Below are 25,037 nucleotides of genomic sequence, written 5' to 3'. Positions count from 1 at the left end.
AACTATATTTTGTAGCGTGTGCTGTTGATGGTACTAGATGATGCAAGTGCGCAACAGTCGGCGAAACGCCTCATTGTATGTCTTCAATCGAACTCAATGACGCGTCGTTCACGTCGCGTTGCACACAATCAAGCGCCCGCGTACAAGCGCGCATCACCTACGAAGTGGTTGGTTCATGATCATCGGCACCTGGCTCTTCACGAAGATGCGCGGCGAACTGGTCGGCACGGATGCCGAAGGCAATCGTTACTTCCAGGACAAGCGAATCGTTCCCGGGATGCGGCGCAAGCGTTGGGTCATGTACAACGGTGTTGCGGAAGCCTCGCGCGTTCCGCCGGAATGGCATGGCTGGCTTCATCACACGCTGGCCGAGCCGCCCCCCGCCGGTGGCCCGCCGCGCAAGGCATGGCAGAAGGAACACCAGCCCAACCTCACGGGGACCGATCACGCCTACCGTCCGCCCGGACATACGCTGTCCGCAGGCGACAAGCCGAAGCCCCCTTATGAGGCATGGCGTCCCGGCTGAGACCGGCAAGCGCGAGGGAATGAGCGTGGGCCGTAATATTGTCGAGACGATCGTGGGCGCGCTGGTGCTGGTGGTGGCCGGCGTCTTCGTGTTCTACGCCTTTTCGAAATCCGATCGGGCCGGACCCGAAGGGTATGAACTCGTGGCGCGCTTCGGGCGCATCGATGGGTTGAAGCGCGGTGCCGACGTGACGCTGAGTGGGGTCAAGGTCGGGAGCGTGACCGGCTTCAGTCTCGATCCCAAGACCTATCAGGCCGTCGTGCGCCTCGGATTGTCGTCCAACGTCAACCTGCCGCTCGATACGCATGCCAAGATCGTGGGCGAATCGCTGCTGGGCGGCATGGTCGTCGTCCTCGAGCCGGGCGGCGACAACCAGATGCTCAAGAACGGCGGCGAGATCGAGCATACACAGGACGCAATTCCCCTGACGGAGCTGATCGCCAAGTTCATGTTCGGCAGCACGGGAAGCAAGTGATGGGCGCTCAGTCCCCGAAGGAGCCGCCGGTCTGGCGGCAGCCGGACGGAAAGCCGGTGTCATGCCTCGAAAAGATCAAAGTCCTGAACCAGAACATCCAGGAGATCGAAACCCTCTGTGCCGATGCGCTGGAGGACGGAGTTCTGATGGGATGCGACGCCACGCAGATAAAGCAGGCGCTTCACGAACTGATCGACGGGTTGACGCCCCCCCACGCCAAGGGGTGACGATGCGCGGGTTGATCGCGCTCGCCGTACTTGCGGCGGGCCTCGGTGCGGCGTCTGCGCAGACGCCGCTAGCGCCACCACAGCAACAACAACAACCGCCGCCACGTCCGGGCAACGCCAACCTCCGGCCGGTGCCCGACGGGCCTGGTATCCGGTCGGCCGAACTGCAGGGACTGGACAAGGTGACGGCCCGTACCCAGCGCTTCTATGCGCCGGTCGGGAAGTCGACACGGTTCGGCACGCTGGAGATCACGGTGGGCGATTGCCTCGTGAACGTGCCGGAGGCGCCGCCCGAGTCGGTGGCCTATCTCACCATCATCGACCACAAGCCGGGCCAGGCGGAAGAGAAGCTGTTCGCCGGCTGGATGTTCGCTTCGACGCCATCTTTGTCCGCACTGGACCACGGCGTCTACGACCTGCGCGTGCTCTCCTGCACGATGGCGCAGGGATCGTCGCCGCCCAGCTCACGCTGAAAGGTCGCCGGCCGGTCGATCGCGTTGGCCAGCAACGCCTTGAAATCGTCTCTCGCGATCTCGACCGCGCCGAAGCTGCGCAGATGCTCGGTCATGAACTGGCAGTCGAGCAGCGCGAATCCCCCCCTGATCAGCCGGGCCACGAGATGCACCAGCGCAACCTTCGAGGCGTCGCGCTCGCGGCTGAACATGCTTTCGCCGAAGAAGGCGGCGCCCACCGAGACGCCGTACAGGCCGCCGACCAGCCTGCCGCCGACGCGGCACTCGACGCTATGGGCGTGGCCGCGCGCGTGGAGCTCCGTATAGAGAGCGACGATCGGTTCGTTAATCCAGCTCTCGGGATGGCCCGGTCGCGGCTCGGCGCAGGCGCGCACCGTCTCGGCGAAGGCGGTGTCGGCGCTCACCTCGAAATGGCCGCTGCGGACCGTGCGCGCCAGACGGTGCGACAGGTGAAAGGCGTCGAGCGGCAGCACCGCGCGCATCCGCGGATCGAGCCAGTAAAGCTTGGGGTCGTCGCGGCTTTCACCCATGGGAAAGACGCCGATGCGATAGGCTTGAAGCAGGAGGTCGGGGGTGATCTCCAGCATGCCGACACTACTTCTTGAGGCCGACCAGCTTCTCCAGCCAGTGGATGTCGTAGTCGCCGTCGATGAATTCCTGCTCGCCGATGATGCGGCGGTGCAGCGGCACCGTGGTGTCGATGCCGCCGATCACGAACTCCTCGAGCGAGCGGCGCAGCCGCATCAGGCATTCGTTGCGGCTGCTGCCGTTGACGATCAGCTTGGCCACCATCGAGTCGTAGTAGGGCGGGATCGAATAGCCGGCGTAGAGGCCCGAATCGACACGCACGCCCAGCCCGCCGGGCGCGTGATAGTCGGTCACGAGGCCGGGGCAGGGCACGAAGGTCTCGGGATTCTCGGCATTGATCCGGCACTCGATCGCATGCCCCTGGATCACGATGTCCTTCTGCGTGAGCGTCAACGGCGAGCCGGAGGCGATGCGGATCTGCTCGCGCACCAGGTCGATGCCGGTCACCGCCTCGGTGATCGGATGCTCGACCTGCAGGCGGGTGTTCATCTCGATGAAGTAGAACTCTCCATCCTGGAACAGGAACTCCATCGTCCCCGCGCCGCGATACTTGAGCTTGCGGACGGCATCGGCGGCCAGTTCGCCGATCCTGTTGCGCTGCTCGGCATTGAGCGCCGGCGAGGGCGCCTCCTCGAGCACCTTCTGGTGCCGGCGCTGCAGCGAGCAGTCGCGCTCGCCCAGATGAATGCCGGCGCCCAGCCCGTCGCCCAGCACCTGGATCTCGATGTGGCGCGGTCGCGGAAGATACTTCTCGAGATAGACCGCGTCATTGCTGAAGGCAGCCTTGGCCTCGGCACGGGCGAGCGAAAAGGCCTCTGCGGCGGCCTCGGCGTTGACCACGACCTTCATGCCGCGTCCACCGCCCCCTGCCACCGCCTTGATCAGGACGGGCCAGCCGATCTTCGTTCCGAGTTCGATGACTTCCTCGATCGACTCGACCGGACCGGGCGAGCCCGGCACCAGCGGCAGGCCGAGTTCCTTGGCGGTCTGCTTGGCGACGATCTTGTCGCCCATCATGGAGATATGCTGCGGCGTCGGACCGATGAAGGTGAAGCCGTGGGCCTCGACCGCCTCGGCGAACCTGGCGTTCTCGGACAGAAAACCATAGCCCGGGTGGATCGCATCGGCTCCGGCGATCGTCGCGGCCGAGAGGATCGCCGGGATGTTTAGGTAGCTGTCGCGGGCGGGGGGCGGCCCGATGCACACCGACTCGTCGGCCAGACGCACATGCATGGCATCGCTGTCGGCGGTGGAATGGACAGCGACGGTCTGGATCCCCATCTCGCGGCAGGCGCGATGGATGCGAAGCGCGATCTCGCCGCGATTGGCGATCAGGACCTTGTCGAACATCGGCACGGGCGGCCCTTACTCGACGATCATCAGGGGCTCGGCGAATTCCACCGGGTGGGCATTCTCGATCAGGATCTGCGTGACCGTGCCGGCCTTGGGGGCCTTGATCGGGTTGAAGGTCTTCATCGCCTCGATGATCAGCAGGGTCTGGCCGGCGGTCACCTTGTCGCCGACGGCGACGAAGTTGGGCTTGCCGGGTTCCGGGGCGAGATAGGCGGTGCCGACCATCGGCGACTTCACGACGCCGGGATGCTTGGAGAGGTCCGCGACGGCGGGCGCCGCTGCGGATGCGGCTACGGTAACGGAAGCGGCGGCAGGCGCCGCGGCCATCATGACCGGCGCCGCCTGTGCGACCGGTGCGGTCGGGCGGGCAACCCGGATGCGCCGCTCGCCATCCGTCAGCTCGATCTCGCCGAGTTTGGTTTCCTCGAGGATCGCCGCCAGCTTGCGGACGAACTCGGTATCCAGCTCGAATTTTGACATGGAGAAACGCTCCCGATGTTGGTCAGCGTGCCAGTAGGCGCGCCAGCGCCTGGAGGGCAAGGAGATAGCCTTGAGTGCCGAGACCCGCGATCACGCCGACCGCAGCCGGGCTGATGTACGAATGATGGCGGAAGCGCTCACGCTTGTAGATGTTTGAAAGATGAACCTCGACGGCCGGCAGCTCGGCGGCGTTCAGCGCGTCGAGCAGGGCCACCGACGTATGGGTGTAGGCGCCGGCATTGATGACGATTGCCGAATTGCCCTCGCGCGCGGCCTGGATGCGGTCGACCAGCACGCCCTCATGATTGCTCTGGGCGAATTCGACGCCAAGGCCCAGGCGCGCAGCCTCGGCGCGGCACGCCGTCTCGACGTCCGCCAGCGTCTCATGGCCGTAGATCTCCGGCTGACGCTTGCCCAGCATGTTGAGGTTCGGCCCGTTCAGAACCAGCACCGGCTTCAATACCGGCGGGTGTTGGGCGGCCTTCGCGGCCAATCCTGCCTCCCAGAGTGATACGAGGCGGGCGTTATAGCATGGGGAGTCGGGGCGACAAGGCGCCCTCAGGGGCGGTTTCTCAACAGCTTGGCGTGTGCGAACAGCCGATCACACAAGCCGTTGAGGGTCGCGCGCTCCTCTGTGGACAGGGCCTCATAGAGTTCCGACTCGTACTTCAGCGCCAGGGGCACGATTTTGTCATGCATCGTGCGCCCTTGGGCCGTAAGCCTCAGAGGCTCGCGCCGGCGGTCTTCCAGATCGGTCGCCCGCTCCACCAGGCCGCGCTTCATCAGGCCGGCCACGGCCCGGCTGACCGCCACCTTGTCCATGACGATCCGCTGGCCCACATCGGAGGCGGTGAGCGGTGCGAACCGTCCGAGCGCCGCCATCACCCGCCACTGGGTGACGCTCAGTCCGAACGGCTCGGCATAGAGATCGTGCAACGAGTCACTCACGAGTTGAGCGAGGACGGACAGCCGGTAGGGGAGAAAATTCTCCAGTTCGAGGGCTTGCGCTGCGGTCGGCATAATAGTTACATTTGAAACTAATTCAGCCGGGAGGTCAAACATGGCGAGTGTCAGCGAAGCCAAGATCCTGGAGATCGACGACGTAAACCCGATGGGTACGGACGGGTTCGAGTTCGTCGAATACACAGCCCCCGATCCGGCGGCGCTCGGCGCCCTGTTCGAGAGCATGGGCTTCACCAGGGTGGCGAAGCATCGCTCCAAGGACGTCTCGCTGTTTCGCCAGGGCGACGTGAACTTCATCGTCAACGCGGAGAAGGAGAGCTTCGCCCAGGGCTTCGCACGCGTGCACGGGCCCAGCGTCTGCGCCATCGCGCTGCGGGTGAAGAATGCCGGCGCGGCCTACAAGCGGGCCCTGTCGCTCGGCGCCTGGGGAGTCGAAGGGAAGGTCGGCCCGATGGAGCTGAACATTCCTGCCATCAAGGGTATCGGCGATTCGCTGCTCTATCTCGTGGATCGCTATGGCGACCGCGGCTCGATCTATGACGTCGACTTCGAGTATCTGCCGGGCGTCGACCGCAATCCCAAAGGGGTGGGTCTCACCTATATCGACCACCTGACCCATAACGTGCATCGCGGCCGGATGGCGGAGTGGGCCGACTTCTACGAGCGACTCTTCAATTTCCGCGAGATCCGCTACTTCGACATCGAGGGCAAGCTCACCGGCCTCAAGTCCAAGGCGATGACCAGCCCGTGCGGCAAGATCCGCATCCCGATCAACGAGAGCACCGACGACAAGTCGCAGATTCAGGAATACCTGTCGGCCTATCACGGCGAAGGCATCCAGCACATCGCGCTCGGTACCGGTGACATCTACGAGACGGTGGAGACCCTGAAGGCCAAGGGCGTGCCGTTCCAGACCGTGCCGGACACCTACTACGAGCAGGTCGACGAGCGCCTGCCCGGCCATGGCGAGGACCTGGCGCGACTGGCGGCCGATCGCATCCTGATCGACGGCGCACCCACCAAGGGCGGCGGCCTGTTGCTGCAGATCTTCACCCAGACCGTGATCGGTCCGATCTTCTTCGAGATCATCCAGCGCCGCGGCAACGAGGGCTTCGGCGAGGGCAATTTCCGCGCCCTGTTCGAATCGATCGAACTCGACCAGATCCGGCGCGGCGTGTTGAAGGCTTAGAAAACGAAATAAACGAAACGAGAGAGGGAAGGAGGAAACCATGGCCAAGAACTGGATTCCGCTGCGCCAGATCGAGGGCACGGCCTCACGCCAGGCCCATGTCCGCCTGCCGGAGGGCACCTACGAGCGCGAGATCAGCAAGGAGGGCTTCTTCGGCCCCTCCGCGCAGTTCCACCACAAGCACAAGCCCACGGACTGGGTCGAATTCGACGGCCCGATCCGGCCGCGTGCGCTCGATCTCAACAAGCTGGCGAGGGCGCGGACCAATCCCTGGGAATCCCAGCTCGTCATGGACAACAGCCACCTGCAGATGCGGTTCTGGCGTCTCGAAGGGCCGATGCCCGAGCTTGCCCGCAACAGCGACGGCGATCAGCTCCTGTTCATCCACGAGGGCAACGGCGCGCTGTTCTGCGACTACGGGCATCTCGACTATGCGGAAGGCGACTATCTCGTCATCCCGCGCGGCACGATGTGGCGCCTTGAGCCGGCGAAGCCCACCGTGTCGCTGATGATCGAGGCGACCAACGATCACTTTACCCTGCCGGAGAAGGGGCTGGTCGGCCGGCACGCGATCTTCGATCCGGCGATGCTCGACACGCCGCGCATCGACGAGGCCTTCCGCGCCCAGCAGGACGAGCGCACGTGGAAGGTCTCGGTGAAACGGCGCAACACGCTGTCGACAGTGACCTATCCTTTCAATCCGTTGGACGCGGTGGGCTGGCATGGCGATCTCAGTGTCGTGCGCATCAACTGGCGCGACCTGCGCCCGCTGATGAGCCACCGCGCACACCTGCCTCCCTCGGCCCACACGACGTGGGCCACCGGCCGGTTCGTCGTCTGCACCTTCGTGCCGAGGCCCTTCGAGAGCGATCCGGAGGCGCTGCGCCTGCCGTTCTTCCACAATAACGACGATTTCGAGGAAGTGATCTTCTATCACAAGGGCAGCTTCTTCAGCCGCGACAACATCCATCCGGGCATGATGACGGTGCATCCGAGCGGCTTCACGCACGGGCCGCATCCCAAGGCGTTCAATGCGGCGACCAAGGGCGGCAAGACCGAGACCGACGAAGTGGCGGTGATGATCGACACGAGAGACGCGATCGATGTCGCGGCGATGCCGGCCGGCGTCGAGTTCGAGGGGTATGTGAAGTCCTGGCGGCCGTCCGACATGAAGCAGGCCGCGGAATAGGGAAGACGCCACAATGAAACTGGGATCTCTCAAGGAAGGCGGCCGCGACGGCACGCTGATCGTGGTGAACCGCGACCTCACGCGCGGCGTCCGGGCCACCAGCGTGGCGCCGACGATGCAGAAGGCATTCGACGACTGGGCCACGATCGCGCCCAGACTGCGGGCACTGGCCGAGCAACTCGAGGACGACAAGGCCGTGGGTTCGTTCGAGCTCGACACGACCGCTTTGGCGGCGCCGCTGCCGCGTGCCTATCAATGGGCCGACGGCTCGGCCTATGTCGTGCATGTCGAACTGGTGCGCAAGGCGCGCGGCGTCGAGATGCCGCCGTCCTTCTGGACCGATCCCCTGATGTATCAGGGCGGCTCGGACTCCTTCATCGGTCCCAACGACGAGATCGAGATGGCCGACGAGGCCTGGGGCATCGATTTCGAGGGCGAGATCGGCGTGATGGTCGACGACGTGCCGATGGGCATCTCGCCGGAGGCCGCCCGCAAGCACATCAAGCTGGTGACGATGCTAAACGACGTCTCGCTGCGCAACGTCATCGTGGGCGAACTCGCCAAGGGCTTCGGCTTCTTCCACGGCAAGCCCGCGACCGCTTTCGCGCCGGTGGCGGTGACGCCGGACGAGCTGGGCGACGACTGGAACGGGGCACGGCTCGACCGGCCTCTGATCTCGACGCTCAACGGCAAGGAATTCGGCCATCCGAACGCCGCAACGGACCTCACTTTCGATTTCGGCCAGCTGATCGCGCATGCCGCGCGCACGCGGCATCTGGAAGCGGGCACGATCGTCGGCTCGGGTACGGTCGCGAACCGCGACGCGGCCGTCGGCTGCTCCTGCATCGCCGAACGTCGCGTGCGCGAGACGATCGATGGCGGCAAGCCGGTGACGCCGTTCATGAGCTTCGGCGATCGTATCCGGATCGAAATGTTCGATCGTGCGGGCAAGTCGATTTTCGGGGCGATCGACCAGAAGGTCGTGCGCTACACGCCGCCCGCCTGAGCCGTGCTACAGTGGCCGCGGAGGCGGTCATGAAGCTCATCGGCTATTTTCGCTCGTCGGCGGCGTACCGCGTGCGCATCGCCCTGAATTACAAGGGCATCGCGGTCGAGCACGCGTCGCGACATCTGCGCAAGGGCGAACAGTTTTCGACGGATTACACCTCGCTTAACCCGCAGAAGTTGGTGCCGTCGCTCGTGGTCGACGATGGGGCGGTGCTGACCCAGTCGCTGGCGATCATCGAATACCTCGAGGAGACGCAGCCTGAGCCGCCGCTGCTACCCAGGGATCCGGTCGGTCGGGCCCATGTGCGGGCGCTGTCGTTGATCGTGAGTGCGGACATTCATCCGATCCAGAACCTGCGCGTGATGGCCTATCTGCGCCAGAAGTTCGATCAGACGGAGGAGAGCGCCTTCACCTGGTCGCGCCATTGGATCGAAACGGGCTTCGACGCCTACGAGGCGATGCTGACGCGTGAAGCCGGAGTGGGAGCCTTCAGTCACGGCGACCGGCCCACCATGGCCGACATGTGCCTGGTGCCGCAGGTCTTCAACGCCACGCGGTTCAAGGTCGACATGAAGCGCTATCCGACGATCCAGCGCATCTACGATTCCTGCATGAAGCTTCCCGCGTTCGACGCGGCCCAGCCCTCCAAGCAGCCGGACGCCGAACCGTGAGAAAGTCCGTTCTCGTTCTCGGCGCCGTCCTGGCGCTGGTCGGTATTGGCGCCGCGGCCGTGCCGTTTGCCGAGGATTTCGCCGCCTCCCGCCTGAAATCGGACCTCGCGCAGAATGGCGTTCAGGTCGAGATGGTGAAGGTGGGGCTGTTCGCTCGCAGCGTCTCGTTGCGCAACTTGGCGGGCGGTCCGAACGGCGAACTGAAGATCGATGAGTGGGAAGCCTCGGGGCTGGCTTGGCCGCTGAACGAGCTGCTGAAGGGACGGCTGCCGTTCCGCGGGCTCGACTGGGGCGATCCCCTTCATGTGGCACGCCTGCATATGCGCAATTTCCGGCTGGCCGAACCGGATGCGAGCAATTCCTGGGCGATCGGCGAGCTGACCGGCACCAACATCGACCTGCCGCGCTACGATTCGACCTATGAAGGGCCCTTCCGCAACCAGGTGATGGTGGCCCGCCTGCTGGGCGCACTGTCCGTGGAGCGGCTGGAGCAGAGCGATCTGATCTACGTCTCGCTCGAGCAGATGAGCCAAAGCGCGGCGCGGCTTTCTCTCACGGGCTACGCCCACGGCCTGATCGACGCGCTGGAGATGAAGGATTTTCAGGTGAAGCCGGCCGACGCGCGGATGGCCGGCCTAACGGTCGCCGACACGACGGCCCGCGGCGTCGATCTACGCCGGCCGATCGCCATCGCCTCGTCGATCGATTGGGAACCCGGCACACCGATCGGCCGCGTCCCCGTGGCCGAGGGGCGTATGTCTGGCTTCGCCGGCGATCTCATGACGCGCTACGGCCTGTCGCTGGGCAGCATCTCCGCCGAGACGGCGCGGGAAGGGGAGTTCAGCCGGTCGCGGGTGCGGATCGACGATTTCGTGCTGGCGCCGTCCCTGCGCAGCGTCGAAGCGGTCGGCATTTTTCTCGCGCTCCAGTCCATGAACCTCAAGGAGGTGAGGCTGGCCTTCGAGTGCAGCACGCTGGAAGATCGTGCCCGTCACGCCCTCAAGGTCGAAGGCTGCAAGCTGAGCGGCCATGACCTCGCCGAGATTTCGCTGACCGCCCAGGTGATCGATACCGATGACGAGTTCTGGCGGGCCATCGACGAGGCCGATCTCTTCGGCCTGCTGGGCACCAAAGCGGCTCTTTCCTCGGCAAAGTTGGTGATTGCCGACAAGAGTCTCCTGCAGCGCAGTCTGCAGGCCAAAGCGCGGCTGAGCGGCCAGCCGGCCGCTGCCGAACGGGCGGCACTCGCGGCCGAAATCCGGCGCTTTCAGCCGGCGGGCGTGCTGATCACGCAGGACATGTCGAAGGTGTTCGACGCGGTCGCCCGGTTCGTCGAGCAGGGCGGCACGCTCACCCTCGACGCCTTGCCGCAACCTGCTCTGGGCCTGGAGAAGATCGACTACCTCCTCAAGCCGGGCGCCGATCTCGTGAACGCGCTCGGCCTGACGGCAACGGTATCGCGCTAGCTCTTGCGGGCGTCGGCGATCAGCGCCTTCAACGAGTCGGCATCGACCGCTCCCGGCACGAACTGCTTGCCGATGACGAAGGCCGGCGTGCCGCGCACGCCGAGGGCGCCGGCAAGCGCCATGTTGCGGTCGATCATCTGCTTCAGCTTGGGGTCTTCCATGTCCTTTTCGAGCTGGGCGACGTCGATGCCGACCGAAGCCGCCGTCTCGAGGATCTTGGCCCGGTCGAGCTTGCCGTTGAACTCCATCAGCGCGTTATGGAGGGGCTGGTGCTTGCCCTGCTTCATCGAGGCGAGGGCGGCGAGGGCCGCGATACGCGACGGCTCGCCCAGGATCGGCAGGTCCTTGTAGATGATCTTCACCTTGCCGTCGGCGGCGGTGACCGACTTCACCGCCTGGTAGGCGCGCTTGCAATAGGGGCACTGGTAGTCGTTGAACTCGACGATGGTGACGTCGCCCGACGGATTGCCGGCGGTGGGGCTGTCGGCGTCGCGGAACAGCTCCGCCTCGTTCTGGCTGATCGCCTTGATCGCCACGGCATCGCGCTGCGTGTCCTGCTTGCGCTCGAGTTCCTGCATGGCGTCGACGAGCACCTCGGGGTTTGCCATCAGGTACGCCCGGATGCTGTTGCCGAGGTCGGCCGGCACGGAGGGCGTGCTGTTGGCGGGAGCAGCCGCAGACACGGTCGCGGCGTCGGGCACGCTGGTGCGGGTCGCCGCAAGGGCGCCGACGACGATCAGTCCGGCCACTCCGGCCATCAGAAGGGAACGCATCGTTTGTTCTCCAGAGCCGGTTACTTGCGGGGCCGGCTGTTGATGTAGGCTTTCAGATCCTGCGCGCGCTGCCACGCAGGCGTCCCGGCGGTAAGCTGGCGCGACGCCGCTTCCGCATGGGACTGGGCTTCGGCACGCTGGCCTCGGAGGGTCGCCATCTCCGCCCGGGCGAGGGAGGTCATACCCTGATTGCCGAGCTTGGAGTAGCCCGATGCCATGAGGCGCCAGAGTTCGAAGTTGTCCGACTCCTGCTGCATGGCCAGGTCGAGGTTGCGCATCGCCTCGCGGTCGTTGTCGGGACTGTTCACGTCGAGCAGCGCCCGCGCGAGGTCGATCTTCAGGATCGCCGCCGCCGGCGCGAGTTGCACGGCGCGGCGGTAGGAAGGAATCGACTCTGCCGCGCGCCCGTTCTCGTACAGCATCTGGGCGCGCACTTCATGGAAGTAGGGATCGTTGGGATACTCCTTGAGCAGCCCGTCGATCGTCAGCAGTGCCGAGCCCAGGGCCCCCTTCCGATAGAGTGCAATGGCGCGGGCGTAACGCGCCGGCAGCGACCGGTCGCCCTCGACATATCGCTGCAAGGCCACATCCGGCGCCACGAAGCCGTAGAGCTTGGCCACCATGCGCTGGTGAAGCAGGAGAAATTGCGGCGTGTCGGGCGTATTGGCGTAAGGGGAGCTGGCGGCAGCCTGCTCGAAGGCCGCGATCCGCTCGGGAGTCAGCGGATGCGTCGTCAGATAGGGGTCGCGGCGGTTGATCGCGAGCTTCTCCTCGCGCTGCAGGTAGCGGAGGAATTCGACGGTGCCTTTGGGCGACTGGCCTGTACGCTGCAGGAAAGTGATCGCCGCCTGGTCGGCCGCGCTTTCCTGCGTCTGGGTGTACTTGAGGAAAGACATCAGCGAACCCGGCACCATCGGCCGGCCGGTGCCGGCGCCATGCCCGCCACCGCTGCCGCCCGCCGCGGCACCGCCCGCCATTCCCCCGGCCATGGCGCCGCCGGCCAGGATGGTCTCGAGAATCTGCAAGGTGGACAGGTTGCGCAGTTCCTCCTGCATGCGGGCGAGATGACCGCCGGCGATGTGGCCGCTTTCATGCGCCATGACGCCGATCAGCTGATTCGGCCGTTCGGTCCGCATGATCAGGCCGGTATTGATGAAGATGCGCTGGCCGCCTGCGACGAAGGCGTTGAGCGAGCCATCCTGGACGAGCATGATCTCGACACCGTTGGGGTCGAGACCGGCAGCCTTCCAGATCGGAATCGTGAAGGTGCGGATCGTGCTCTCGATCTCGGCGTCACGGATCAGATTGAGGCGTTGACCTTGCTGAGCCGTCGCGGCACGAAACGGTGCCAGCGCGAACAGCGCCAGACATAAGAGGGTGGTGATGCGTTTCAACAAGGTCGACACGGGGCTCAGGCAAGCTAAGAACGGGCGGCGACCGCGTCAATTGCGCAACGCAGCCCTGATCGGCATTCTCTTGCTGGCCGGTTGTGGCTTTAGTGAGACGGACCGGGAAAGCGATCGAGCGGAAAATGCCGCCAATCCCGCCAATCAGCCGCTGAACAAGCGGGGCTATTCGGCGGTCAGCAAGGGCAGCAGCTTTGCGGCGACCACGGCCGAGGAAGGCCGGGCAGCCGAGGTCGGGCGCGAAATCCTGGAGGCCGGTGGGAATGCCACCGACGCCGCCGTCGCCATGTATTTCGCACTGGCTGTGACCCTGCCGTCCGCGGCATCGCTGGGCGCCTCCGGCGCCTGCATCGTCCACGACGACAAGACGAAGAAGGCTGAAGCCTTCGTGTTTGCCCCGGTCGCGGCGCCGGGTGCCGTGAAGGGGACGCCCTTCTCCGTGCCGACGGGCGTGCGCGCCATTACCTTGATGCATGTCCGCCACGGCCAGTTGCGCTGGGAACAGACGGTGTCGCCGGCCGAGCGCCTGGCCCGTTTCGGCTTCCAGGTATCGCGCGCCCTGTCGCGCGACATGCAGGCGGGAGGGGCTCTGCTCGGTGCAGACGCCGAGGCTCGGCGGATCTTCGGTAACGTCTCGGAGGGAGTGCTTCTCACCCAGCCGGACCTGGCCGGGGTGCTGGGCAGCATTCGTCAGCGCGGCGGGGCGGAGTTCTTCCAGGGCGCCCTGGCGCGCACCTTTTCCGAACAGGTCTCGCAGGCAGGCGGCAGCCTGCCCGTGGATACGCTGCGTGCGGCGGTTCCGATCGCGTCGGCCCCCCTGTCGGTCAGTCACTATCGCAGCCGCGTCTACGCGGCGCCGGCGCCGGCGGCAGGCGCTTCGGTTCTTGCGGGCTGGAACGGGCAGCAGCCGGCCGGCGGCTCGGCGGTCGATTCCGGCGGCTTCGCGGGCTTCGCCGCCGTCGACGGCAAGGGGGGGGCGGCTGCCTGTGCGGTCTCGATGGGACAGCTCTTCGGTGCGCGCGTCGTGGTGCCCGGCAGCGGTATCTTGCTCGGCTCGCCCAACCCCGAGGCGGCCTCCGTCAGTCCGATGATCATCGCCAATCCCGGCAATGGCGAATTCACCTTCGCCGCTGCGGGCGGCGGCGCTCCGACCGCGGCACAGGCCGTCGGCTACGTCGCCCGTGAAGTCGTCGACCAGGATCGCAACCTGGCGACGGTTCTCGCAAACCGTCGGGCACAGGGCGGCTTCGTAAATGCCATCGTCTGTCCCTCGGGACTGCGCGGCAAACCCGAAGCCTGCCGAACGGGAGCGGATCCTGCGGGCGCCGGCCTTTCGACCATCGCCGAATAGGCCACGACATGTCAGGCAAACTCTCGCGTCGTTCGGCTGGGGTCGATCCCTTCATCGTCATGGATGTGATGGCGGCCGCCGCCGAGAAGGAAGCGGCGGGCGACGTGGTCATCCATCTCGAGGTCGGACAGCCGAGTACGCCTGCTCCGAAGGGGGCGCTGGAGGCAGCCCACGCCGCCCTCGACGCGGACAGGATCGGATATGTCGCCGCGCTCGGGATGCCGGCACTTCGCGAGCGCATTGCCCGTCATTACCGGGAAACCTACGGCGCCGACGTTTCCTCGGAACGTGTGGTGGTGACGACGGGTTCTTCCGGCGGATTCCCGCTGGCCTTTCTCGCGAGCTTCGACTCCGGCGACAGGGTGGCACTCGCGGCGCCCGGCTACCCGGCGTACCGCAACATCCTGGCAGCGCTCAATCTCGAAGCGGTCGATCTGCCCACCTCGGCGGCCGACCGCTTCCAGCCGACGGTCGCGGCGCTGGAGAAAGCGGGGCCTCTCGACGGGCTGATCTTGGCGAGCCCGTCCAATCCCACCGGCACGATGGTGACGCGCGCCGAACTGAAGGCGCTGGCCGATTGGTGTAATGCCAACGGGGTGCGGCTGATCTCCGACGAGATCTATCACGGCATCGTCTACGAAGGTGAAACCCACTCTGCCGTGGAAGTGTCCGATACGGCGATCGTGGTGAACAGCTTCTCGAAGTATTTCTCCATGACCGGCTGGCGGGTGGGTTGGCTGGTCGTGCCCCCGGACATGGTGCGCCCGATCGAGCGGCTGACGCAGAACTTCTTCATTTCGGTGCCGACGCTCAGCCAGCATGCGGCGCTTGCGGCCTTCGAGTGCCGCGACGAACTCGATGGCCATGTGAAGCGCTATCGCACGAATCGCGACCTGCTGATGGCCGGCCTGCCGGCGGCCGGTCTCGACCGGCTGACGCCGGCCCAGGGCGCGTTCTATATCTACGCCGACGTCTCGCACCTCACCAACGACAGCCGCGACTTCTGCAGCCGCATGCTGCGGGAAGCCGGCGTGGCGACGACGCCCGGCATCGACTTCGACCGCGCGCGGGGAGCGGGCACCTTGCGTATTTCCTTCGCGGGCTCGACCGCGGAGATGGAGGAGGCGGTGCACCGCCTGAAGCAGTGGAGCCGCATGTGAGAGCTCTTGCGGTTGCGGCCCTGGTCGCACTCTCCCCGGTCGCCGCCCTGGCGCAAAGCGGGCCGAGCTTCGATTGCGCCAAGGCCTCCAACGGCGCGGAGCGGGCGATCTGCAAGGACGCAACCCTGACGAAAGCCGATCGCGAGCTGTCTGGGCTCTATGCGGCGCTGCTTGCGAAGCTGACCGGACCGGCCAAGGAAAGTCTCGAGAAGAGTCAGGTCCGCTGGATCGTCGGCCGCAACCGCGCCTGCGTGCCCAACGACGATCCGGACGTCATCCAGCGCTGCCTGAAGACACGCTATGCCGATCGGATCGCCGATCTCAAGGCTTCGGCCGCGGGCCCCTATCCCTTCATCGAAGACCAGTCGATCGAGAAGGCCGGGAAGGTCGGAAAGGTGACCTACGCGATCGACCTCCGCTATCCGCGGTTCGCCGGCACGACTGCAGACTTCACGTCCATCAATCGTATTTACTCCGAGGCGGCTGCGAAGGCTGCGCGCGAAACCACACCGACCGCGGATGCCGGCGTCGATCGCGAGCAGGAATGGCAGGCCGAACAAAGCTATTCGCTCTTTCGCCCCGATCCCAATGTCGTCACGGTGGCGCTGACCTTCTGGGCCTTCACCGGCGGAGCGCACGGCTATGGCAGCACGAGCTGCACGCTGGTGGACCTGCGGACCGGCAAGGTCGTTCCGCCCGAGGGTGTGTTCGCACCCGGCTCGTCGTGGCTCAAGGAGGTCGTCGCGATCGTCGGCGCCGATCTCAAGAAGCAGTTCGTCGACAATCCCGGCTTCGAGGATGCGCTGCAGCCCATCAAGCTCACCAAGACCGTCAACACCAGCGGTCACTTCTGCTGGCAGGCCGACAAGCTGCAGATTTACTTCAACCAGTACGAGGTCGGCCCTTACTCGGCCGGCCCTTATACGGTCGACATACCCTATGCCCGGCTGAAGCCGCTGCTGCGCACCGGCGGTCCCATCTCCCGCTAGTGAAGCTTGCGCCGGTCTCGCGCCGGGGGCGGTGAGGCGGGTGTCGCGCGCCCGGTGGCGACCGGCGGCACCGGGCCGGAATGGTGGCTCGTCATGTGCCATCCGTCGGTCATGCGCACATACAGATTGCTCGCCATGAGCTGGCCGTTGGGCAGCACTTCCCGGCAGATGACGAGCGCAAGGCCGGGGCGACCGACCACCCATTCCTCTGTGCAGCGCACGCGCGGCGCCTCGGGGTGCTTCATGATCGCACGCCAGCTCGCCATGATTTCCGCACGCTCGTAGAGGGCGGCCTGCCCCGGATGCAGGCAGATCACCGAGCCGGTAGGGGCCCAGATCTGGTCCATGGCGGCGGCATCGCGATCGTTGAAGGCCTTGTAGAAGGCGCGGTTCGCGGCCAGGACGGCGTCGCGTTCTTCATCGTCGAATTCCGCCAAGAGCGGCGGCAGGCGTGGTGGACGGCGGGGCATTCGACCCTCGAAACTCCCGGGTTGCGCGGCACAGGATTAGCCGACAGAGATGATGCATCCAACTGTCGAGATGATGATGTCCATTCCCAAGCTCGAATTCCCGCCATTCCATCTGCCCCCCGAGGCCGAAGCCTTGCGGGGCGAAGTCCGCGCGTTCCTCAAGGAAACGCTGCCCAAGATCAAATCCGAGGATCGCTTCGCGAGCTGGAACACGCCGTCTCCTGAGTTCAGCAAGGCGCTGGGCGCAAAGGGCTGGCTCGGCATTACCTGGCCGAAGCAGTATGGCGGCGCGGAACGTACCTTTCTCGACCGCCTGGTGGTGACCGAGGAGCTTCTCGGCAACAGCGCGCCGGCCGGGTCCCATTGGGTCGCCGACCGTCAGTCGGGCCCGCTGCTGCTGAAGTTCGGAACGGAACAGCAGCGCCAGGCCATCCTGCCGCGCATCGTGCGCGGCGAATGTTACTTCAGCATCGGCATGAGCGAGCCTGATTCCGGCTCCGACCTCGCCTCCGTGCGCACGCGCGCCGAACCGGTACCTGGCGGCTTCCGCGTCAACGGCACCAAGGTGTGGACCTCGGGCGCGCATCGCAACCACTACTGCATCACGCTGGTGCGCACCTCCGGGCAGCATGGCGACCGCCACAAGGGGCTGAGCCAGCTCCTGGTCGACCTCAAGACGCCGGGCGTGACCATTCGTCCGATCATCAATCTCGCCGGCCGGCACGACTGGAACGAGGTGACCTTCTCCGACGCCTTCATCCCCGAGGATTGCCTGATCGGCAACGAGGGCGACGGCTGGCTGCAGGTCACGAGCGAGCTGGCCTTCGAGCGCTCGGGCCCCGAACGCTTCATGCAGAACGTCTACGTGCTGCGCGAACTGGTGCGCGTGCTCGGCCGCCAGCCGGCCAAGGGCGCGAGCGCCATCCTCGGCCGCCTGATCGCGCGGCTGTGGACCCTGCGGCAGATGTCGACCGCGGTCGCCGGCATGATGCAGGGCGGCAAGTCGCCCGCCATCGAAGCGTCGCTGGTGAAGGATCTCGGCACGATCTACCAGCAGGACCTGCCGGAGATCGCGCGCACGCTGGCGGAATCCGATGCCACGACCGAGGACGATCTCGCCGACTTCCTCGACGTCGCGCAATACGCTTCGATGATGGCCCCGAGCTACACCATCCAGGGCGGCACCACCCAGGTCCTGCGCGGCATAGTCGCCCGCGGCCTCGGCCTGCGCTGAAGGAGACAGATCATGGACCGCGATACCCGTGACATGCTGCTGGAGACCGCCAGCCGCTTCTTCGCCGAGCGCGCCGGCAAGGACGTCGTGAACGGCGTGGAGAAGGGCGTGTGGCCCGCCGATCTCTGGAAGGAGATCGAGGAGATGGGGCTGCCGCTGATCGCCGTGGCCGAGGAGCAGGAAGGCGTCGGCGGCAGCGTGGCCGACCTGATGGCGATGCTGCGCGTCGCCGGCGAGCATGCCGTGCCGGTGCCGGTCGCCGAGACCGCGCTGGCCAACCTGCTGATTGCGGCCGCGGGCGGCAAGCCGGCCAGCGGACCGTCGACGGTGGCGCTGGGTGAGTTGTCGCTCCAGGGCAATCGCGTCTCCGGCAAGGTCGCGCGCGTGCCGTTTGCGGGCGTCGCCGAGCGCTTCGCCTCGATCGTCACGGCCGGCGGCAAGTCGACGCTCGTCGTCGTGCCGCGGGACGCCGTCGAGATCGAGGATACGCCGAGCCACGCCGGCGAGCCCTACGGCACCGTGACGTTCGACGGGGCCACGCCCGAGTTTTCGGCACCTTCGGCGATCAGCGCCGACCGTGCGCTCGAACTGGCGGCACTCGCCCGCGCCATGCAGATGGCGGGCGCCGCCGACAAGGTGCTGGTGACCGCGACGGAGTATTGCAAGCAGCGTGTGCAGTTCGGTCGTCCCATCTCCACGTTCCAGGCCATCCAGCATATGCTGGCCGAGCTGGCGAGCTACGTGGCGGCGACGATCGCCTCGGCGGAAGCCGCGTCGCGCGACGCCGACGAGGGCGGACTGGAGACGGGGGGCAGCTTCTCGATTGCTGCCGCCAAGACCCAGTGCTCGGACTTTGCGCATCGCATCGCCGCCATCTCGCACCAATCGATGGGCGCGATGGGCTTCACCCACGAGCACATCCTGCATCACTACACGCGCAGGCTCTGGGTGTGGCGCCGCGACTTCGGCAGCGAGAGCTTCTGGGGCGCGAAGATCGGCGAGTCCTTCGCCAAGGCCGGCAAGGACGAGCTGTGGCCGGCGCTCACCGAAAGCCGCTACGCGGCCTGACCCAGCAGGCCCGTCCACCGAAGAGCGGCGGGGACGGGCCTTTTAGCCCTCTCGGGCATGCGCCGAGCGACGGCTTCATCACGCGTCGCCGACCTCGAAGTCGCCGGGCTGCGGCGGCGCCAGCGGCTGGAATAGCGTTCGATCGGGCTTGACGTCGAGCAGGGGCGTGCCGTCCACGCAGTCCATGCCGCGCACGAGCAGGACCGGTCCCTCGATCTTCACGAGCCGCACGATCGACGTGCCGATGGGATTGGGACGGACGGGCGTGCGCAGCGAGAAGACGCCGCGAGCCTCGCCATCGTTGCGCGGGCTCTGGTGGACGAGATCGCGCCGCGATTCGTGCAGCCAGTACAGGACCTCCAGCCGCTCGAACTCGTCGATGCCGCGCAGGCCGTCGGCCCAAGGGGCGTCGAACTCGATACGACAGGTGGGACCGTCAAGCCGGCCCTGCCGCGGCGTCTCCAGCCGCGACGTCCACGGCGTGCGGATACGCCCGATGAAATAGAGTGAGGCGTCGAAGCGGTCCGGCACTTCGACCGCCCTCTCGCCCTGGCGGATCTCGTTGAGCCGGACCATGGCGGCTTAGTTGTCGAGGCCGACCATGACGTCCGAGGCCTTGACGATGGCGTAGGCCTCCTGGCCGGCCTTCAGGCCCAGTTCGTCGACCGCCTCGTTGGTGATGGCCGCCGTGACTATGTTGCCCTTCACGTCGATCCGGACATGAGCGGTCGTCTGACCCTTCTTGACCTCGACGATCGTGCCCTTCAACCGGTTCCTCGCGCTGATACGCATATGTCCTCCTGATTGACGGCCGAACGATAGAGCGCGCCGTCCCTTATATCCATTCGACCATATCGAATCCATCCTGTGCAGACCAACGGCGAATCTGGTGGATCAGCGATATGTTAAATGAGATATATCGGTCGTCGTTCGAACTGGAGGTTTGCATGCTGGGTACCCGTCGGGCTTTCACGTCTGCCCTCGGCGCGGCCGCCTTCGTCGTTTCGGCGGGTGGCCTCGCGCACCGGGCTGCCGCGCAGGGCAAGGATGTCGTTGTTCTCGCCGCTGCCAGCCTGAAGAACGCGCTCGACGAAGCCTCGGCCACCTGGGCCAAGCAGACCGGCAAAAGCACGAAGATCTCTTATGCCGCCAGCTCGGCGCTGGCCAAGCAGATCGAGAGCGGCATTCCCGCCGACATCTTCATCTCGGCCGACGTGCCGTGGATGGACTATGTCGCGGCGCGCAAGCTCATCAAGCCGGCCAGCCGATCGGACTATCTGGGCAATCAGATTGTTCTGATCACCGCCAGGGATTCCAGGATCGACCTGAAGATCGACAAGGGCTTCGACCTGCGCGGCGCTCTGGGCAAGGACGGCCGCCTGGCGATGGGCAGCGTCGACGCCGTGCCGGCCGGCAAGTATGGCAAGGCGGCGCTGGAATATCTTGGCGTCTGGCCGTCGGTCTCCGATCGCGTGGCCCAGGCCGAGAACGTCCGGATGGCGCTGACCCTGGTCTCGCGCGGCGAGGCGCCGCTGGGCATCGTCTACAAGACCGACGCGGCTTCCGATCCGGCCGTGCGCATCGTCGGTGCTTTTCCGGCCGATTCGCACCCGGCCATCATCTACCCGATGGCGCTGCTGGCGAGCTCCGCCAACCCGGATGCGCAGGCCTTCGTCGACTACCTCAAGACGCCGGCGGCAAAGCCGTTCTTCGAGAAGCAGGGCTTCACTGTATTGAAGTAGCCTCGGCGTCGCTGCCGGCGAGGAGCAGGGACCGTCCCAGCTTCTCGGCGGCGGAGGCGGGCATCGAGAAGCCGACCGTGGCGGGACCGACCGCCACGGCGAGCAGCGTTTCGCCGCCGGGTAGACCGCCGACGCTCAGCGAATCCGTCGGCACGAGCGAGAGGTTTGAATCGGACGGCTCATGCTGCGGCAGGGCGCGGCCCAGCAGGAGCAGGAGCGGCACCAGCCGCTGCAGGTCCGCGGCCGGGATGGTGAGGGTGGAACGCCTGCCATCATGGCCGAGCACGGTGATCAGCACGGCATTGTCCTGCAAGAGCAACTCTCCGCTGACCTCGGCGGCCTCGCCGAAATCGATCCGCTGCTCTTCCGCCCTCATTACCTGAGGGCTTCTAGTTGAAGGTCGCGCGCGGCTGAGCCAGGTCGATCCCGACCAGCGAGGTGGCGAGTCCGCCGGCATCCTCCGGCGTCAGGGCGAAGGACACCTTGAACCCGTCGGGCGTGTTCATCGTCAGGATGGTGCTGGTGCTGCCGGCGGCAGCCTCGAGCGAGAAGCCGCCCATCGGATAGACGACCTTCAGCGTATCGTCCTTGTAGCGGGCCTTGAGCGCCTTCTCGATCACGTGCGGCAGGGTCATCAGGAGCGCGCGCAGGCAATCGACCGGCAGGATCACCGAGGCCGGCTGGCCGTCGACGCCTTCGAAGCCGAGGCGGAACGAGACGCCTGTCGGGTCCACCTGACAGTCCGTCAAACCCTTGCCGACGATCTCCATGACCGACCTCTCGCTGCCGTGAATGGCGATATATCCAGTAAGATATAACGAGAAGAGGCGCAAGCCGCATGTCGGGCCGCCGGTGCCGGGAAGGCTAGTGGAGCTTGGCGTCGGGAGGGGTGAGCAGGCGGGCCAGCGAGCGGATTTCGGGCGACGAGGCGCCGTAGGCCCGCCGCTCCATCTCGCGGTAGAGGCGGACGATGTCGTTGCCGGTCTCCGTCACCGACGTGCCGCCGCCGCCGCCGCCGCCGGTCTGGGCGGTCACCACCGGTTCGCGGAACATCTGGTTCATTTCGTCGACCAGCAGCCACGCCTGGCGGTAGGACATGGCCAGCGCACGGCCTGCGGCGGAGATCGATCCGGTTTCGTTGATGAGTTCGAGCAGGCGGACCTTGCCGGGGCCGATCGAGCGGTCGCCGCCGAAATCGATCCGAAGGTGCAAGGAGGTCTTGTCGGCGGGTTTGGCGGCGGCTTTGGCTGGTCGGCGTCCCATTCGGGAATTATGCGGCCGGAGCATGGACAAGGCCAGATGGCTGTTGCAGAGCGGCGATCAGCCCGTTGGCGACGTCCGCCGCCTGCAGGCGGATGTCCGGGATCGCCACGATCTCGGTGTAGCGGCCGCGGGTCGGCGGGCCGAGGACGAAGAGCCTGTCCGACGGCGTTCCATCCCGCCCGATCAGTGCCTCGTCGGGCGCGACATCGAGGCCCTGGTTGAGCGGATCGGGCCGCAGCTTTCCGTCCTTCACCAGTTGCGCATGCAATGGCACGTGCACGTCGACCTCGTTGCGGGGGCCACGGCAATCGACCACGCGATCGAAGTGCCGATGTTCGCGAACATCGGAGCCGCGGCGGGTGATCGTCACTTCGACCTTTTCTTCCGTCGTGCGGCCGATCTCGATCCGCCCCGAGACGATCGAGAGCTGACCGCTGGCCCGGGCGGCATCGATCTGTTCGCCAATGTGCGGCGCGACGCGATGGCGATGGATGTCCCACCAGGGCCTCAGGTGACGCAGGAAGCGCTTGCGCTGATCGAGGTCGAGCCCGTGCCACAGCTCGTTGTTGTGCGGTCGCAGGAGCTGCATGAGGCCCGGCCAGCCGAGACCGGCCCGCAGCATGGCGCGGAAGCGGGCGGTGCGCTGCGACAGGCTGCCGACAAAGAGATCGCTCGTATCGGCCTCGGGCGTGGGGATCGGTGCCGGCGGATGGCGATTCGGGACCAGCCCGCGGCGGGAGAGGGCGACGATCGGGCCTTTGTGGCCGTGCTCCAGCAGCGAAACGAGCACGTCGATCATCGTCAGGCTGGTGCCGATCAGCAGCACGGAAGCGTCGGATGCGAGGCCGGCGATGGCCTCGTCGCGCCAGGGATTGCCATGATAGGCGCCGGCATCCTTCGAGGGTGGACGATGCCCGGTCGCCAGGACGGCCTTGCGGGCTCGGAGCGGGGGATGATCCTCGATGTCGAGTTCGACACCGTCCCTCTCGTGTCGGATGGCGACGACGTTGCCCCTGATCACCTGCAGGCGGCCATCGGAACGCTGGACGGCATCGGCCAGCAGGTCCTGCAGGTACTGGCCGTAAATGGCGCGAGGAACGAAATCCGTCGGTCCGAAGCCGCGGCCGTCGCGCGCCAGCCATCGAACGAAGTGGTCGGGTTCGTCCACCAGGGCCGTCATGTCGCTGGCGCGGACATTGAGGAGGTGGCCGAGGCAGTGCGTCGAATAGGCGACCCCCAGGCCCGGATGGGCGTCCCGCTCGATCAGGGCGACGCGCAGGTGGGACTTGCGGACGAGCTGCGCGGCGAGCAGCACGCCGCTGGCACCGCCCCCGACGATGGCAATGTCGACGGGCGAAGGAAACGATTCGGAATGCTGCATCGCCGAATTATGGCAGATGCTCCACCGCGAAGGCCAGCAACCGAGCTGCGACCGCTCGGCGCTGGCTCGACGGTGATGTTCAGGCTGCCTTGTAGCCGATGACGGCCTTGGTCTCGAGGAACTCCTCGAGGCCCCACTTGCCGTATTCGCGGCCGTTGCCCGACTGCTTGTAGCCGCCGAACGGCGCGGCGGTGTCGCCCATCGGATAGTTCACATGGACGTTGCCGGCGCGCATCTGCGCGGCGACCTTGCGGGCGTGCTCGAGATCGGCGCCCTGCACGTAGGCGGCGAGGCCGTAGATCGTGTCGTTGGCGAGACGGATGACCTCTTCCTCGTCCTTGTAGGGGAGGATGCAGATGACCGGCCCGAAGATCTCCTCGCGCGCGATCGTCATGTCGTTGGTGACGCCGGCGAACACGGTCGGCCGCACATAGTAGCCGCGGTTCAGGTTCTCCGGACGGCCGACGCCACCGGTCACCAGTTCCGCGCCTTCGTCGATGCCCTTTTGGATCAGGCCCTGGATCTTGTTGAACTGGGCCTCGTTGACCACGGGACCGAGCCTGGTGGCCGGGTCCTGCGGATTGCCGACCACGAACTTCTCCGCCGCGGCCTTGGCGATCCGCTTCACCTCGTCGTGACGGTCCCGCGGCACGAACATGCGGCTGGGCGCCGTGCACGATTGGCCCGAATTCACCATCATGCTGTTGATGCCCTTGGTGACGGCCATCTGGAAGTCGACGTCGGGCAGCAGGATGTTGGCCGACTTGCCGCCGAGTTCCTGCGCTACTCGCTTGACCGTGACGGCGGCGGCCTGGGCCACGCGGATGCCGGCACGGGTCGAGCCGGTGAACGACATCATGTCGATGTCGGGATGGCTCGACATCGCCTCACCAACGATCGAGCCGGAGCCCTGCACCAGGTTGTAGACGCCCTTGGGCGTGCCGGCGGCGTGCATGATTTCGGTCCAGACAAGAGCGTCGATCGGCGCTTCTTCCGACGGCTTCAGCACCATGGTGCAGCCCGCGGCCAGCGCCGGCAGGACCTTGCAGGCGATCTGGTTGGTCGGCCAGTTCCACGGCGTGATGAGGCCGCAGACGCCGATCGGCTCGCGCGCAATCAGCGTGGTGCCTTCCACCGTCTCAAACGGATAGGTCTCGAGCACCGAGATCATGCGCTCGAGATGCGCCGTGCCACGTCCGGCCTGGATGGTGCGTGCGAACTCGAGCGGCGCGCCCATCTCGCGCGAGATGGCGTCGCCCACGTCGTTCCGGCGCTTGTTGTATTCGGCCAGGATGGCGCGCAGCAGATCGAGGCGCTCCTTGCGGCTGGTGCGGGAGAAAGCGGGGAAAGCGGCCTTGGCGGCGGCCACGGCGCGATCGACGTCGGCGGCGCTGCCGACGGAGATCTGGACATAGGCCTCCTCGGTCGACGGGTCGATGACGTCGAGCAGGGCAGGCTTGATCGGGTCGACCCACTCGCCGTCGATATAGAAGTGTCTCGCGTGCTGCATGGTTCGATCCTCTGGCCTGTCCTTGGGAAAGTGCTCGCCGGCTGGCGATCATCGATATATATAACTAAATATAACGAGGGC

General features: G+C 66.2%; 30 protein-coding genes. 15 read left to right on the top strand and 15 right to left on the bottom strand.

Annotation, left to right across the window (positions count from 1 at the left end; translation table 11 throughout):
* Positions 1-175: 175 nt before the first annotated feature.
* From ACP15H_RS10490 to ACP15H_RS10475, 4 genes are read left to right on the top strand one after another with little or no spacing between them, the layout of a single operon-like run.
* The gene (locus ACP15H_RS10490; RefSeq protein ID WP_425066128.1) at positions 176-526 is read left to right on the top strand and encodes an NADH:ubiquinone oxidoreductase subunit NDUFA12; all 351 of its coding nucleotides are present in this window, start codon (positions 176-178) and stop codon (positions 524-526) included.
* A 25-nt stretch (positions 527-551) separates the two neighbouring features.
* Positions 552-1,001 carry an outer membrane lipid asymmetry maintenance protein MlaD gene (gene mlaD, locus ACP15H_RS10485; protein ID WP_425066127.1) on the top strand — a complete coding sequence of 150 codons (450 nt, stop codon included), beginning with the start codon at positions 552-554 and terminating at the stop codon, positions 999-1,001.
* Positions 1,001-1,228, top strand: a complete 228-nt coding sequence (locus tag ACP15H_RS10480; protein WP_425066126.1) for a hypothetical protein — start codon at positions 1,001-1,003, stop codon at positions 1,226-1,228. Before mlaD ends, ACP15H_RS10480 begins: the two co-directional genes overlap by 1 nt.
* 2 nt (positions 1,229-1,230) lie before the next feature.
* The gene (locus ACP15H_RS10475; RefSeq protein WP_425066125.1) at positions 1,231-1,701 is read left to right on the top strand and encodes a DUF2155 domain-containing protein; all 471 of its coding nucleotides are present in this window, start codon (positions 1,231-1,233) and stop codon (positions 1,699-1,701) included.
* Here the strand turns inward: ACP15H_RS10475 and aat are convergent.
* The 5 genes from aat to ACP15H_RS10450 form a co-directional block, all read right to left on the bottom strand.
* The gene (gene aat / locus ACP15H_RS10470; RefSeq protein ID WP_425066124.1) at positions 1,638-2,288 is read right to left on the bottom strand and encodes a leucyl/phenylalanyl-tRNA--protein transferase; all 651 of its coding nucleotides are present in this window, start codon (positions 2,286-2,288) and stop codon (positions 1,638-1,640) included. The genes ACP15H_RS10475 and aat overlap by 64 nt on opposite strands.
* A gap of 7 nt (positions 2,289-2,295) precedes the next feature.
* Positions 2,296-3,639 carry an acetyl-CoA carboxylase biotin carboxylase subunit gene (accC, locus tag ACP15H_RS10465; RefSeq protein WP_425069883.1) on the bottom strand — a complete coding sequence of 448 codons (1,344 nt, stop codon included), beginning with the start codon at positions 3,637-3,639 and terminating at the stop codon, positions 2,296-2,298.
* Between the two features lie 15 nt (positions 3,640-3,654).
* Positions 3,655-4,122: an acetyl-CoA carboxylase biotin carboxyl carrier protein gene (gene accB, locus ACP15H_RS10460; RefSeq protein ID WP_425066123.1), complete on the bottom strand. Its 468-nt coding sequence runs from the start codon at positions 4,120-4,122 to the stop codon at positions 3,655-3,657.
* Between the two features lie 22 nt (positions 4,123-4,144).
* Positions 4,145-4,615 carry a type II 3-dehydroquinate dehydratase gene (gene aroQ, locus ACP15H_RS10455; protein ID WP_425066122.1) on the bottom strand — a complete coding sequence of 157 codons (471 nt, stop codon included), beginning with the start codon at positions 4,613-4,615 and terminating at the stop codon, positions 4,145-4,147.
* Positions 4,616-4,680: 65 nt separating this feature from the next.
* The gene (locus tag ACP15H_RS10450; protein ID WP_425066121.1) at positions 4,681-5,142 is read right to left on the bottom strand and encodes a MarR family winged helix-turn-helix transcriptional regulator; all 462 of its coding nucleotides are present in this window, start codon (positions 5,140-5,142) and stop codon (positions 4,681-4,683) included.
* A gap of 40 nt (positions 5,143-5,182) precedes the next feature.
* Here ACP15H_RS10450 and hppD point away from each other — a divergent pair, with 40 nt between their 5' ends.
* From hppD to ACP15H_RS10425, 5 genes are read left to right on the top strand one after another with little or no spacing between them, the layout of a single operon-like run.
* Complete coding sequence (gene hppD / locus ACP15H_RS10445; RefSeq protein WP_425066120.1) at positions 5,183-6,274, top strand: 4-hydroxyphenylpyruvate dioxygenase; 1,092 nt, start codon at positions 5,183-5,185, stop codon at positions 6,272-6,274.
* Between the two features lie 40 nt (positions 6,275-6,314).
* On the top strand, positions 6,315-7,463 hold the full coding sequence (locus ACP15H_RS10440) for a homogentisate 1,2-dioxygenase (protein WP_425066119.1): 1,149 nt from the start codon (positions 6,315-6,317) through the stop codon (positions 7,461-7,463).
* A 13-nt stretch (positions 7,464-7,476) separates the two neighbouring features.
* Positions 7,477-8,469 carry a fumarylacetoacetate hydrolase family protein gene (locus ACP15H_RS10435; RefSeq protein WP_425066118.1) on the top strand — a complete coding sequence of 331 codons (993 nt, stop codon included), beginning with the start codon at positions 7,477-7,479 and terminating at the stop codon, positions 8,467-8,469.
* Between the two features lie 29 nt (positions 8,470-8,498).
* On the top strand, positions 8,499-9,143 hold the full coding sequence (gene maiA / locus ACP15H_RS10430) for a maleylacetoacetate isomerase (RefSeq protein ID WP_425066117.1): 645 nt from the start codon (positions 8,499-8,501) through the stop codon (positions 9,141-9,143).
* On the top strand, positions 9,140-10,609 hold the full coding sequence (locus ACP15H_RS10425; protein WP_425066116.1) for a hypothetical protein: 1,470 nt from the start codon (positions 9,140-9,142) through the stop codon (positions 10,607-10,609). Before maiA ends, ACP15H_RS10425 begins: the two co-directional genes overlap by 4 nt.
* Here the strand turns inward: ACP15H_RS10425 and ACP15H_RS10420 are convergent.
* Both ACP15H_RS10420 and ACP15H_RS10415 read right to left on the bottom strand, forming a co-directional pair.
* Positions 10,606-11,382: a DsbA family protein gene (locus tag ACP15H_RS10420; protein WP_425066115.1), complete on the bottom strand. Its 777-nt coding sequence runs from the start codon at positions 11,380-11,382 to the stop codon at positions 10,606-10,608. The two genes, ACP15H_RS10425 and ACP15H_RS10420, sit on opposite strands and share 4 nt — an antisense overlap.
* 20 nt (positions 11,383-11,402) lie before the next feature.
* Positions 11,403-12,788, bottom strand: a complete 1,386-nt coding sequence (locus ACP15H_RS10415; protein ID WP_425066114.1) for a M48 family metalloprotease — start codon at positions 12,786-12,788, stop codon at positions 11,403-11,405.
* Between ACP15H_RS10415 and ACP15H_RS10410 the strand changes: the two genes are divergently transcribed.
* From ACP15H_RS10410 to ACP15H_RS10400, 3 genes are read left to right on the top strand one after another with little or no spacing between them, the layout of a single operon-like run.
* Positions 12,766-14,139, top strand: coding sequence for a gamma-glutamyltransferase (locus tag ACP15H_RS10410; protein ID WP_425066113.1), 1,374 nt, complete (start codon positions 12,766-12,768; stop codon positions 14,137-14,139). The genes ACP15H_RS10415 and ACP15H_RS10410 overlap by 23 nt on opposite strands.
* 8 nt (positions 14,140-14,147) lie before the next feature.
* Positions 14,148-15,299 carry a pyridoxal phosphate-dependent aminotransferase gene (locus ACP15H_RS10405; protein ID WP_425066112.1) on the top strand — a complete coding sequence of 384 codons (1,152 nt, stop codon included), beginning with the start codon at positions 14,148-14,150 and terminating at the stop codon, positions 15,297-15,299.
* Positions 15,296-16,288 (top strand): DUF3298 domain-containing protein, encoded by a 993-nt coding sequence (locus ACP15H_RS10400; protein WP_425066111.1) that lies wholly within the window; start codon positions 15,296-15,298, stop codon positions 16,286-16,288. The genes ACP15H_RS10405 and ACP15H_RS10400 overlap by 4 nt, the downstream gene beginning before the upstream one ends.
* On the opposite strand, the gene ACP15H_RS10395 is transcribed toward ACP15H_RS10400, so the two are convergent.
* Positions 16,285-16,758, bottom strand: a complete 474-nt coding sequence (locus ACP15H_RS10395; protein ID WP_425066110.1) for a YybH family protein — start codon at positions 16,756-16,758, stop codon at positions 16,285-16,287. The genes ACP15H_RS10400 and ACP15H_RS10395 overlap by 4 nt on opposite strands.
* A 52-nt stretch (positions 16,759-16,810) precedes the next feature.
* Between ACP15H_RS10395 and ACP15H_RS10390 the strand changes: the two genes are divergently transcribed.
* Complete coding sequence (locus ACP15H_RS10390) at positions 16,811-17,992, top strand: acyl-CoA dehydrogenase family protein (RefSeq protein ID WP_425069882.1); 1,182 nt, start codon at positions 16,811-16,813, stop codon at positions 17,990-17,992.
* Between the two features lie 12 nt (positions 17,993-18,004).
* Positions 18,005-19,060 carry an acyl-CoA dehydrogenase family protein gene (locus tag ACP15H_RS10385; RefSeq protein WP_425066109.1) on the top strand — a complete coding sequence of 352 codons (1,056 nt, stop codon included), beginning with the start codon at positions 18,005-18,007 and terminating at the stop codon, positions 19,058-19,060.
* 78 nt (positions 19,061-19,138) lie between these two features.
* On the opposite strand, the gene tsaA is transcribed toward ACP15H_RS10385, so the two are convergent.
* On the bottom strand, positions 19,139-19,636 hold the full coding sequence (gene tsaA / locus ACP15H_RS10380; protein WP_425066108.1) for a tRNA (N6-threonylcarbamoyladenosine(37)-N6)-methyltransferase TrmO: 498 nt from the start codon (positions 19,634-19,636) through the stop codon (positions 19,139-19,141).
* Positions 19,637-19,642: 6 nt separating this feature from the next.
* Positions 19,643-19,852 carry a TOBE domain-containing protein gene (locus ACP15H_RS10375; protein WP_425066107.1) on the bottom strand — a complete coding sequence of 70 codons (210 nt, stop codon included), beginning with the start codon at positions 19,850-19,852 and terminating at the stop codon, positions 19,643-19,645.
* A gap of 155 nt (positions 19,853-20,007) precedes the next feature.
* Between ACP15H_RS10375 and modA the strand changes: the two genes are divergently transcribed.
* Positions 20,008-20,802 carry a molybdate ABC transporter substrate-binding protein gene (modA, locus tag ACP15H_RS10370; RefSeq protein WP_425066106.1) on the top strand — a complete coding sequence of 265 codons (795 nt, stop codon included), beginning with the start codon at positions 20,008-20,010 and terminating at the stop codon, positions 20,800-20,802.
* Here modA and ACP15H_RS10365 read toward each other — a convergent pair.
* From ACP15H_RS10365 to ACP15H_RS10345, 5 genes are all read right to left on the bottom strand, one after another.
* Positions 20,786-21,178, bottom strand: coding sequence for a hypothetical protein (locus tag ACP15H_RS10365; protein WP_425066105.1), 393 nt, complete (start codon positions 21,176-21,178; stop codon positions 20,786-20,788). The two genes, modA and ACP15H_RS10365, sit on opposite strands and share 17 nt — an antisense overlap.
* A gap of 13 nt (positions 21,179-21,191) precedes the next feature.
* The gene (locus tag ACP15H_RS10360; protein ID WP_425066104.1) at positions 21,192-21,572 is read right to left on the bottom strand and encodes a hypothetical protein; all 381 of its coding nucleotides are present in this window, start codon (positions 21,570-21,572) and stop codon (positions 21,192-21,194) included.
* A 94-nt stretch (positions 21,573-21,666) separates the two neighbouring features.
* Positions 21,667-22,065, bottom strand: a complete 399-nt coding sequence (locus ACP15H_RS10355) for a winged helix-turn-helix domain-containing protein (RefSeq protein WP_422013246.1) — start codon at positions 22,063-22,065, stop codon at positions 21,667-21,669.
* A gap of 7 nt (positions 22,066-22,072) precedes the next feature.
* On the bottom strand, positions 22,073-23,446 hold the full coding sequence (locus ACP15H_RS10350) for an FAD/NAD(P)-binding protein (RefSeq protein WP_425066103.1): 1,374 nt from the start codon (positions 23,444-23,446) through the stop codon (positions 22,073-22,075).
* Positions 23,447-23,525: 79 nt separating this feature from the next.
* On the bottom strand, positions 23,526-24,956 hold the full coding sequence (locus ACP15H_RS10345; protein WP_425066102.1) for an aldehyde dehydrogenase family protein: 1,431 nt from the start codon (positions 24,954-24,956) through the stop codon (positions 23,526-23,528).
* Between the last annotated feature and the right edge of the window lie 81 nt (positions 24,957-25,037).

The organism is Reyranella sp., from assembly GCF_965249915.1.
Classification (GTDB): domain Bacteria; phylum Pseudomonadota; class Alphaproteobacteria; order Reyranellales; family Reyranellaceae; genus Reyranella.
The sequence above is the reverse complement of the archived record's forward strand: the minus strand, read 5'-3'. Positions and strand labels throughout refer to the sequence as shown.

Excerpts from the sequence above, each read along its gene's own strand:
- ACP15H_RS10490 (WP_425066128.1), top strand. The coding sequence starts at position 176 with ATGATCATCGGCACCTGGCTCTTCACGAAGATGCGCGGCGAACTGGTC.
- ACP15H_RS10480 (WP_425066126.1), top strand. The coding sequence starts at position 1,001 with ATGGGCGCTCAGTCCCCGAAGGAGCCGCCGGTCTGGCGGCAGCCGGAC.
- ACP15H_RS10475 (WP_425066125.1), top strand. The coding sequence starts at position 1,231 with ATGCGCGGGTTGATCGCGCTCGCCGTACTTGCGGCGGGCCTCGGTGCG.
- aat (WP_425066124.1), bottom strand. The coding sequence starts at position 2,288 with ATGCTGGAGATCACCCCCGACCTCCTGCTTCAAGCCTATCGCATCGGC.
- accC (WP_425069883.1), bottom strand. The coding sequence starts at position 3,639 with ATGTTCGACAAGGTCCTGATCGCCAATCGCGGCGAGATCGCGCTTCGC.
- accB (WP_425066123.1), bottom strand. The coding sequence starts at position 4,122 with ATGTCAAAATTCGAGCTGGATACCGAGTTCGTCCGCAAGCTGGCGGCG.
- ACP15H_RS10450 (WP_425066121.1), bottom strand. The coding sequence starts at position 5,142 with ATGCCGACCGCAGCGCAAGCCCTCGAACTGGAGAATTTTCTCCCCTAC.
- hppD (WP_425066120.1), top strand. The coding sequence starts at position 5,183 with ATGGCGAGTGTCAGCGAAGCCAAGATCCTGGAGATCGACGACGTAAAC.
- ACP15H_RS10440 (WP_425066119.1), top strand. The coding sequence starts at position 6,315 with ATGGCCAAGAACTGGATTCCGCTGCGCCAGATCGAGGGCACGGCCTCA.
- ACP15H_RS10435 (WP_425066118.1), top strand. The coding sequence starts at position 7,477 with ATGAAACTGGGATCTCTCAAGGAAGGCGGCCGCGACGGCACGCTGATC.
- maiA (WP_425066117.1), top strand. The coding sequence starts at position 8,499 with ATGAAGCTCATCGGCTATTTTCGCTCGTCGGCGGCGTACCGCGTGCGC.
- ACP15H_RS10420 (WP_425066115.1), bottom strand. The coding sequence starts at position 11,382 with ATGCGTTCCCTTCTGATGGCCGGAGTGGCCGGACTGATCGTCGTCGGC.
- ACP15H_RS10410 (WP_425066113.1), top strand. The coding sequence starts at position 12,766 with ATGCGTTTCAACAAGGTCGACACGGGGCTCAGGCAAGCTAAGAACGGG.
- ACP15H_RS10405 (WP_425066112.1), top strand. The coding sequence starts at position 14,148 with ATGTCAGGCAAACTCTCGCGTCGTTCGGCTGGGGTCGATCCCTTCATC.
- ACP15H_RS10395 (WP_425066110.1), bottom strand. The coding sequence starts at position 16,758 with ATGCCCCGCCGTCCACCACGCCTGCCGCCGCTCTTGGCGGAATTCGAC.
- ACP15H_RS10390 (WP_425069882.1), top strand. The coding sequence starts at position 16,811 with ATGCATCCAACTGTCGAGATGATGATGTCCATTCCCAAGCTCGAATTC.
- ACP15H_RS10385 (WP_425066109.1), top strand. The coding sequence starts at position 18,005 with ATGGACCGCGATACCCGTGACATGCTGCTGGAGACCGCCAGCCGCTTC.
- tsaA (WP_425066108.1), bottom strand. The coding sequence starts at position 19,636 with ATGGTCCGGCTCAACGAGATCCGCCAGGGCGAGAGGGCGGTCGAAGTG.
- ACP15H_RS10375 (WP_425066107.1), bottom strand. The coding sequence starts at position 19,852 with ATGCGTATCAGCGCGAGGAACCGGTTGAAGGGCACGATCGTCGAGGTC.
- modA (WP_425066106.1), top strand. The coding sequence starts at position 20,008 with ATGCTGGGTACCCGTCGGGCTTTCACGTCTGCCCTCGGCGCGGCCGCC.
- ACP15H_RS10365 (WP_425066105.1), bottom strand. The coding sequence starts at position 21,178 with ATGAGGGCGGAAGAGCAGCGGATCGATTTCGGCGAGGCCGCCGAGGTC.
- ACP15H_RS10360 (WP_425066104.1), bottom strand. The coding sequence starts at position 21,572 with ATGGAGATCGTCGGCAAGGGTTTGACGGACTGTCAGGTGGACCCGACA.
- ACP15H_RS10355 (WP_422013246.1), bottom strand. The coding sequence starts at position 22,065 with ATGGGACGCCGACCAGCCAAAGCCGCCGCCAAACCCGCCGACAAGACC.
- ACP15H_RS10350 (WP_425066103.1), bottom strand. The coding sequence starts at position 23,446 with ATGCAGCATTCCGAATCGTTTCCTTCGCCCGTCGACATTGCCATCGTC.
- ACP15H_RS10345 (WP_425066102.1), bottom strand. The coding sequence starts at position 24,956 with ATGCAGCACGCGAGACACTTCTATATCGACGGCGAGTGGGTCGACCCG.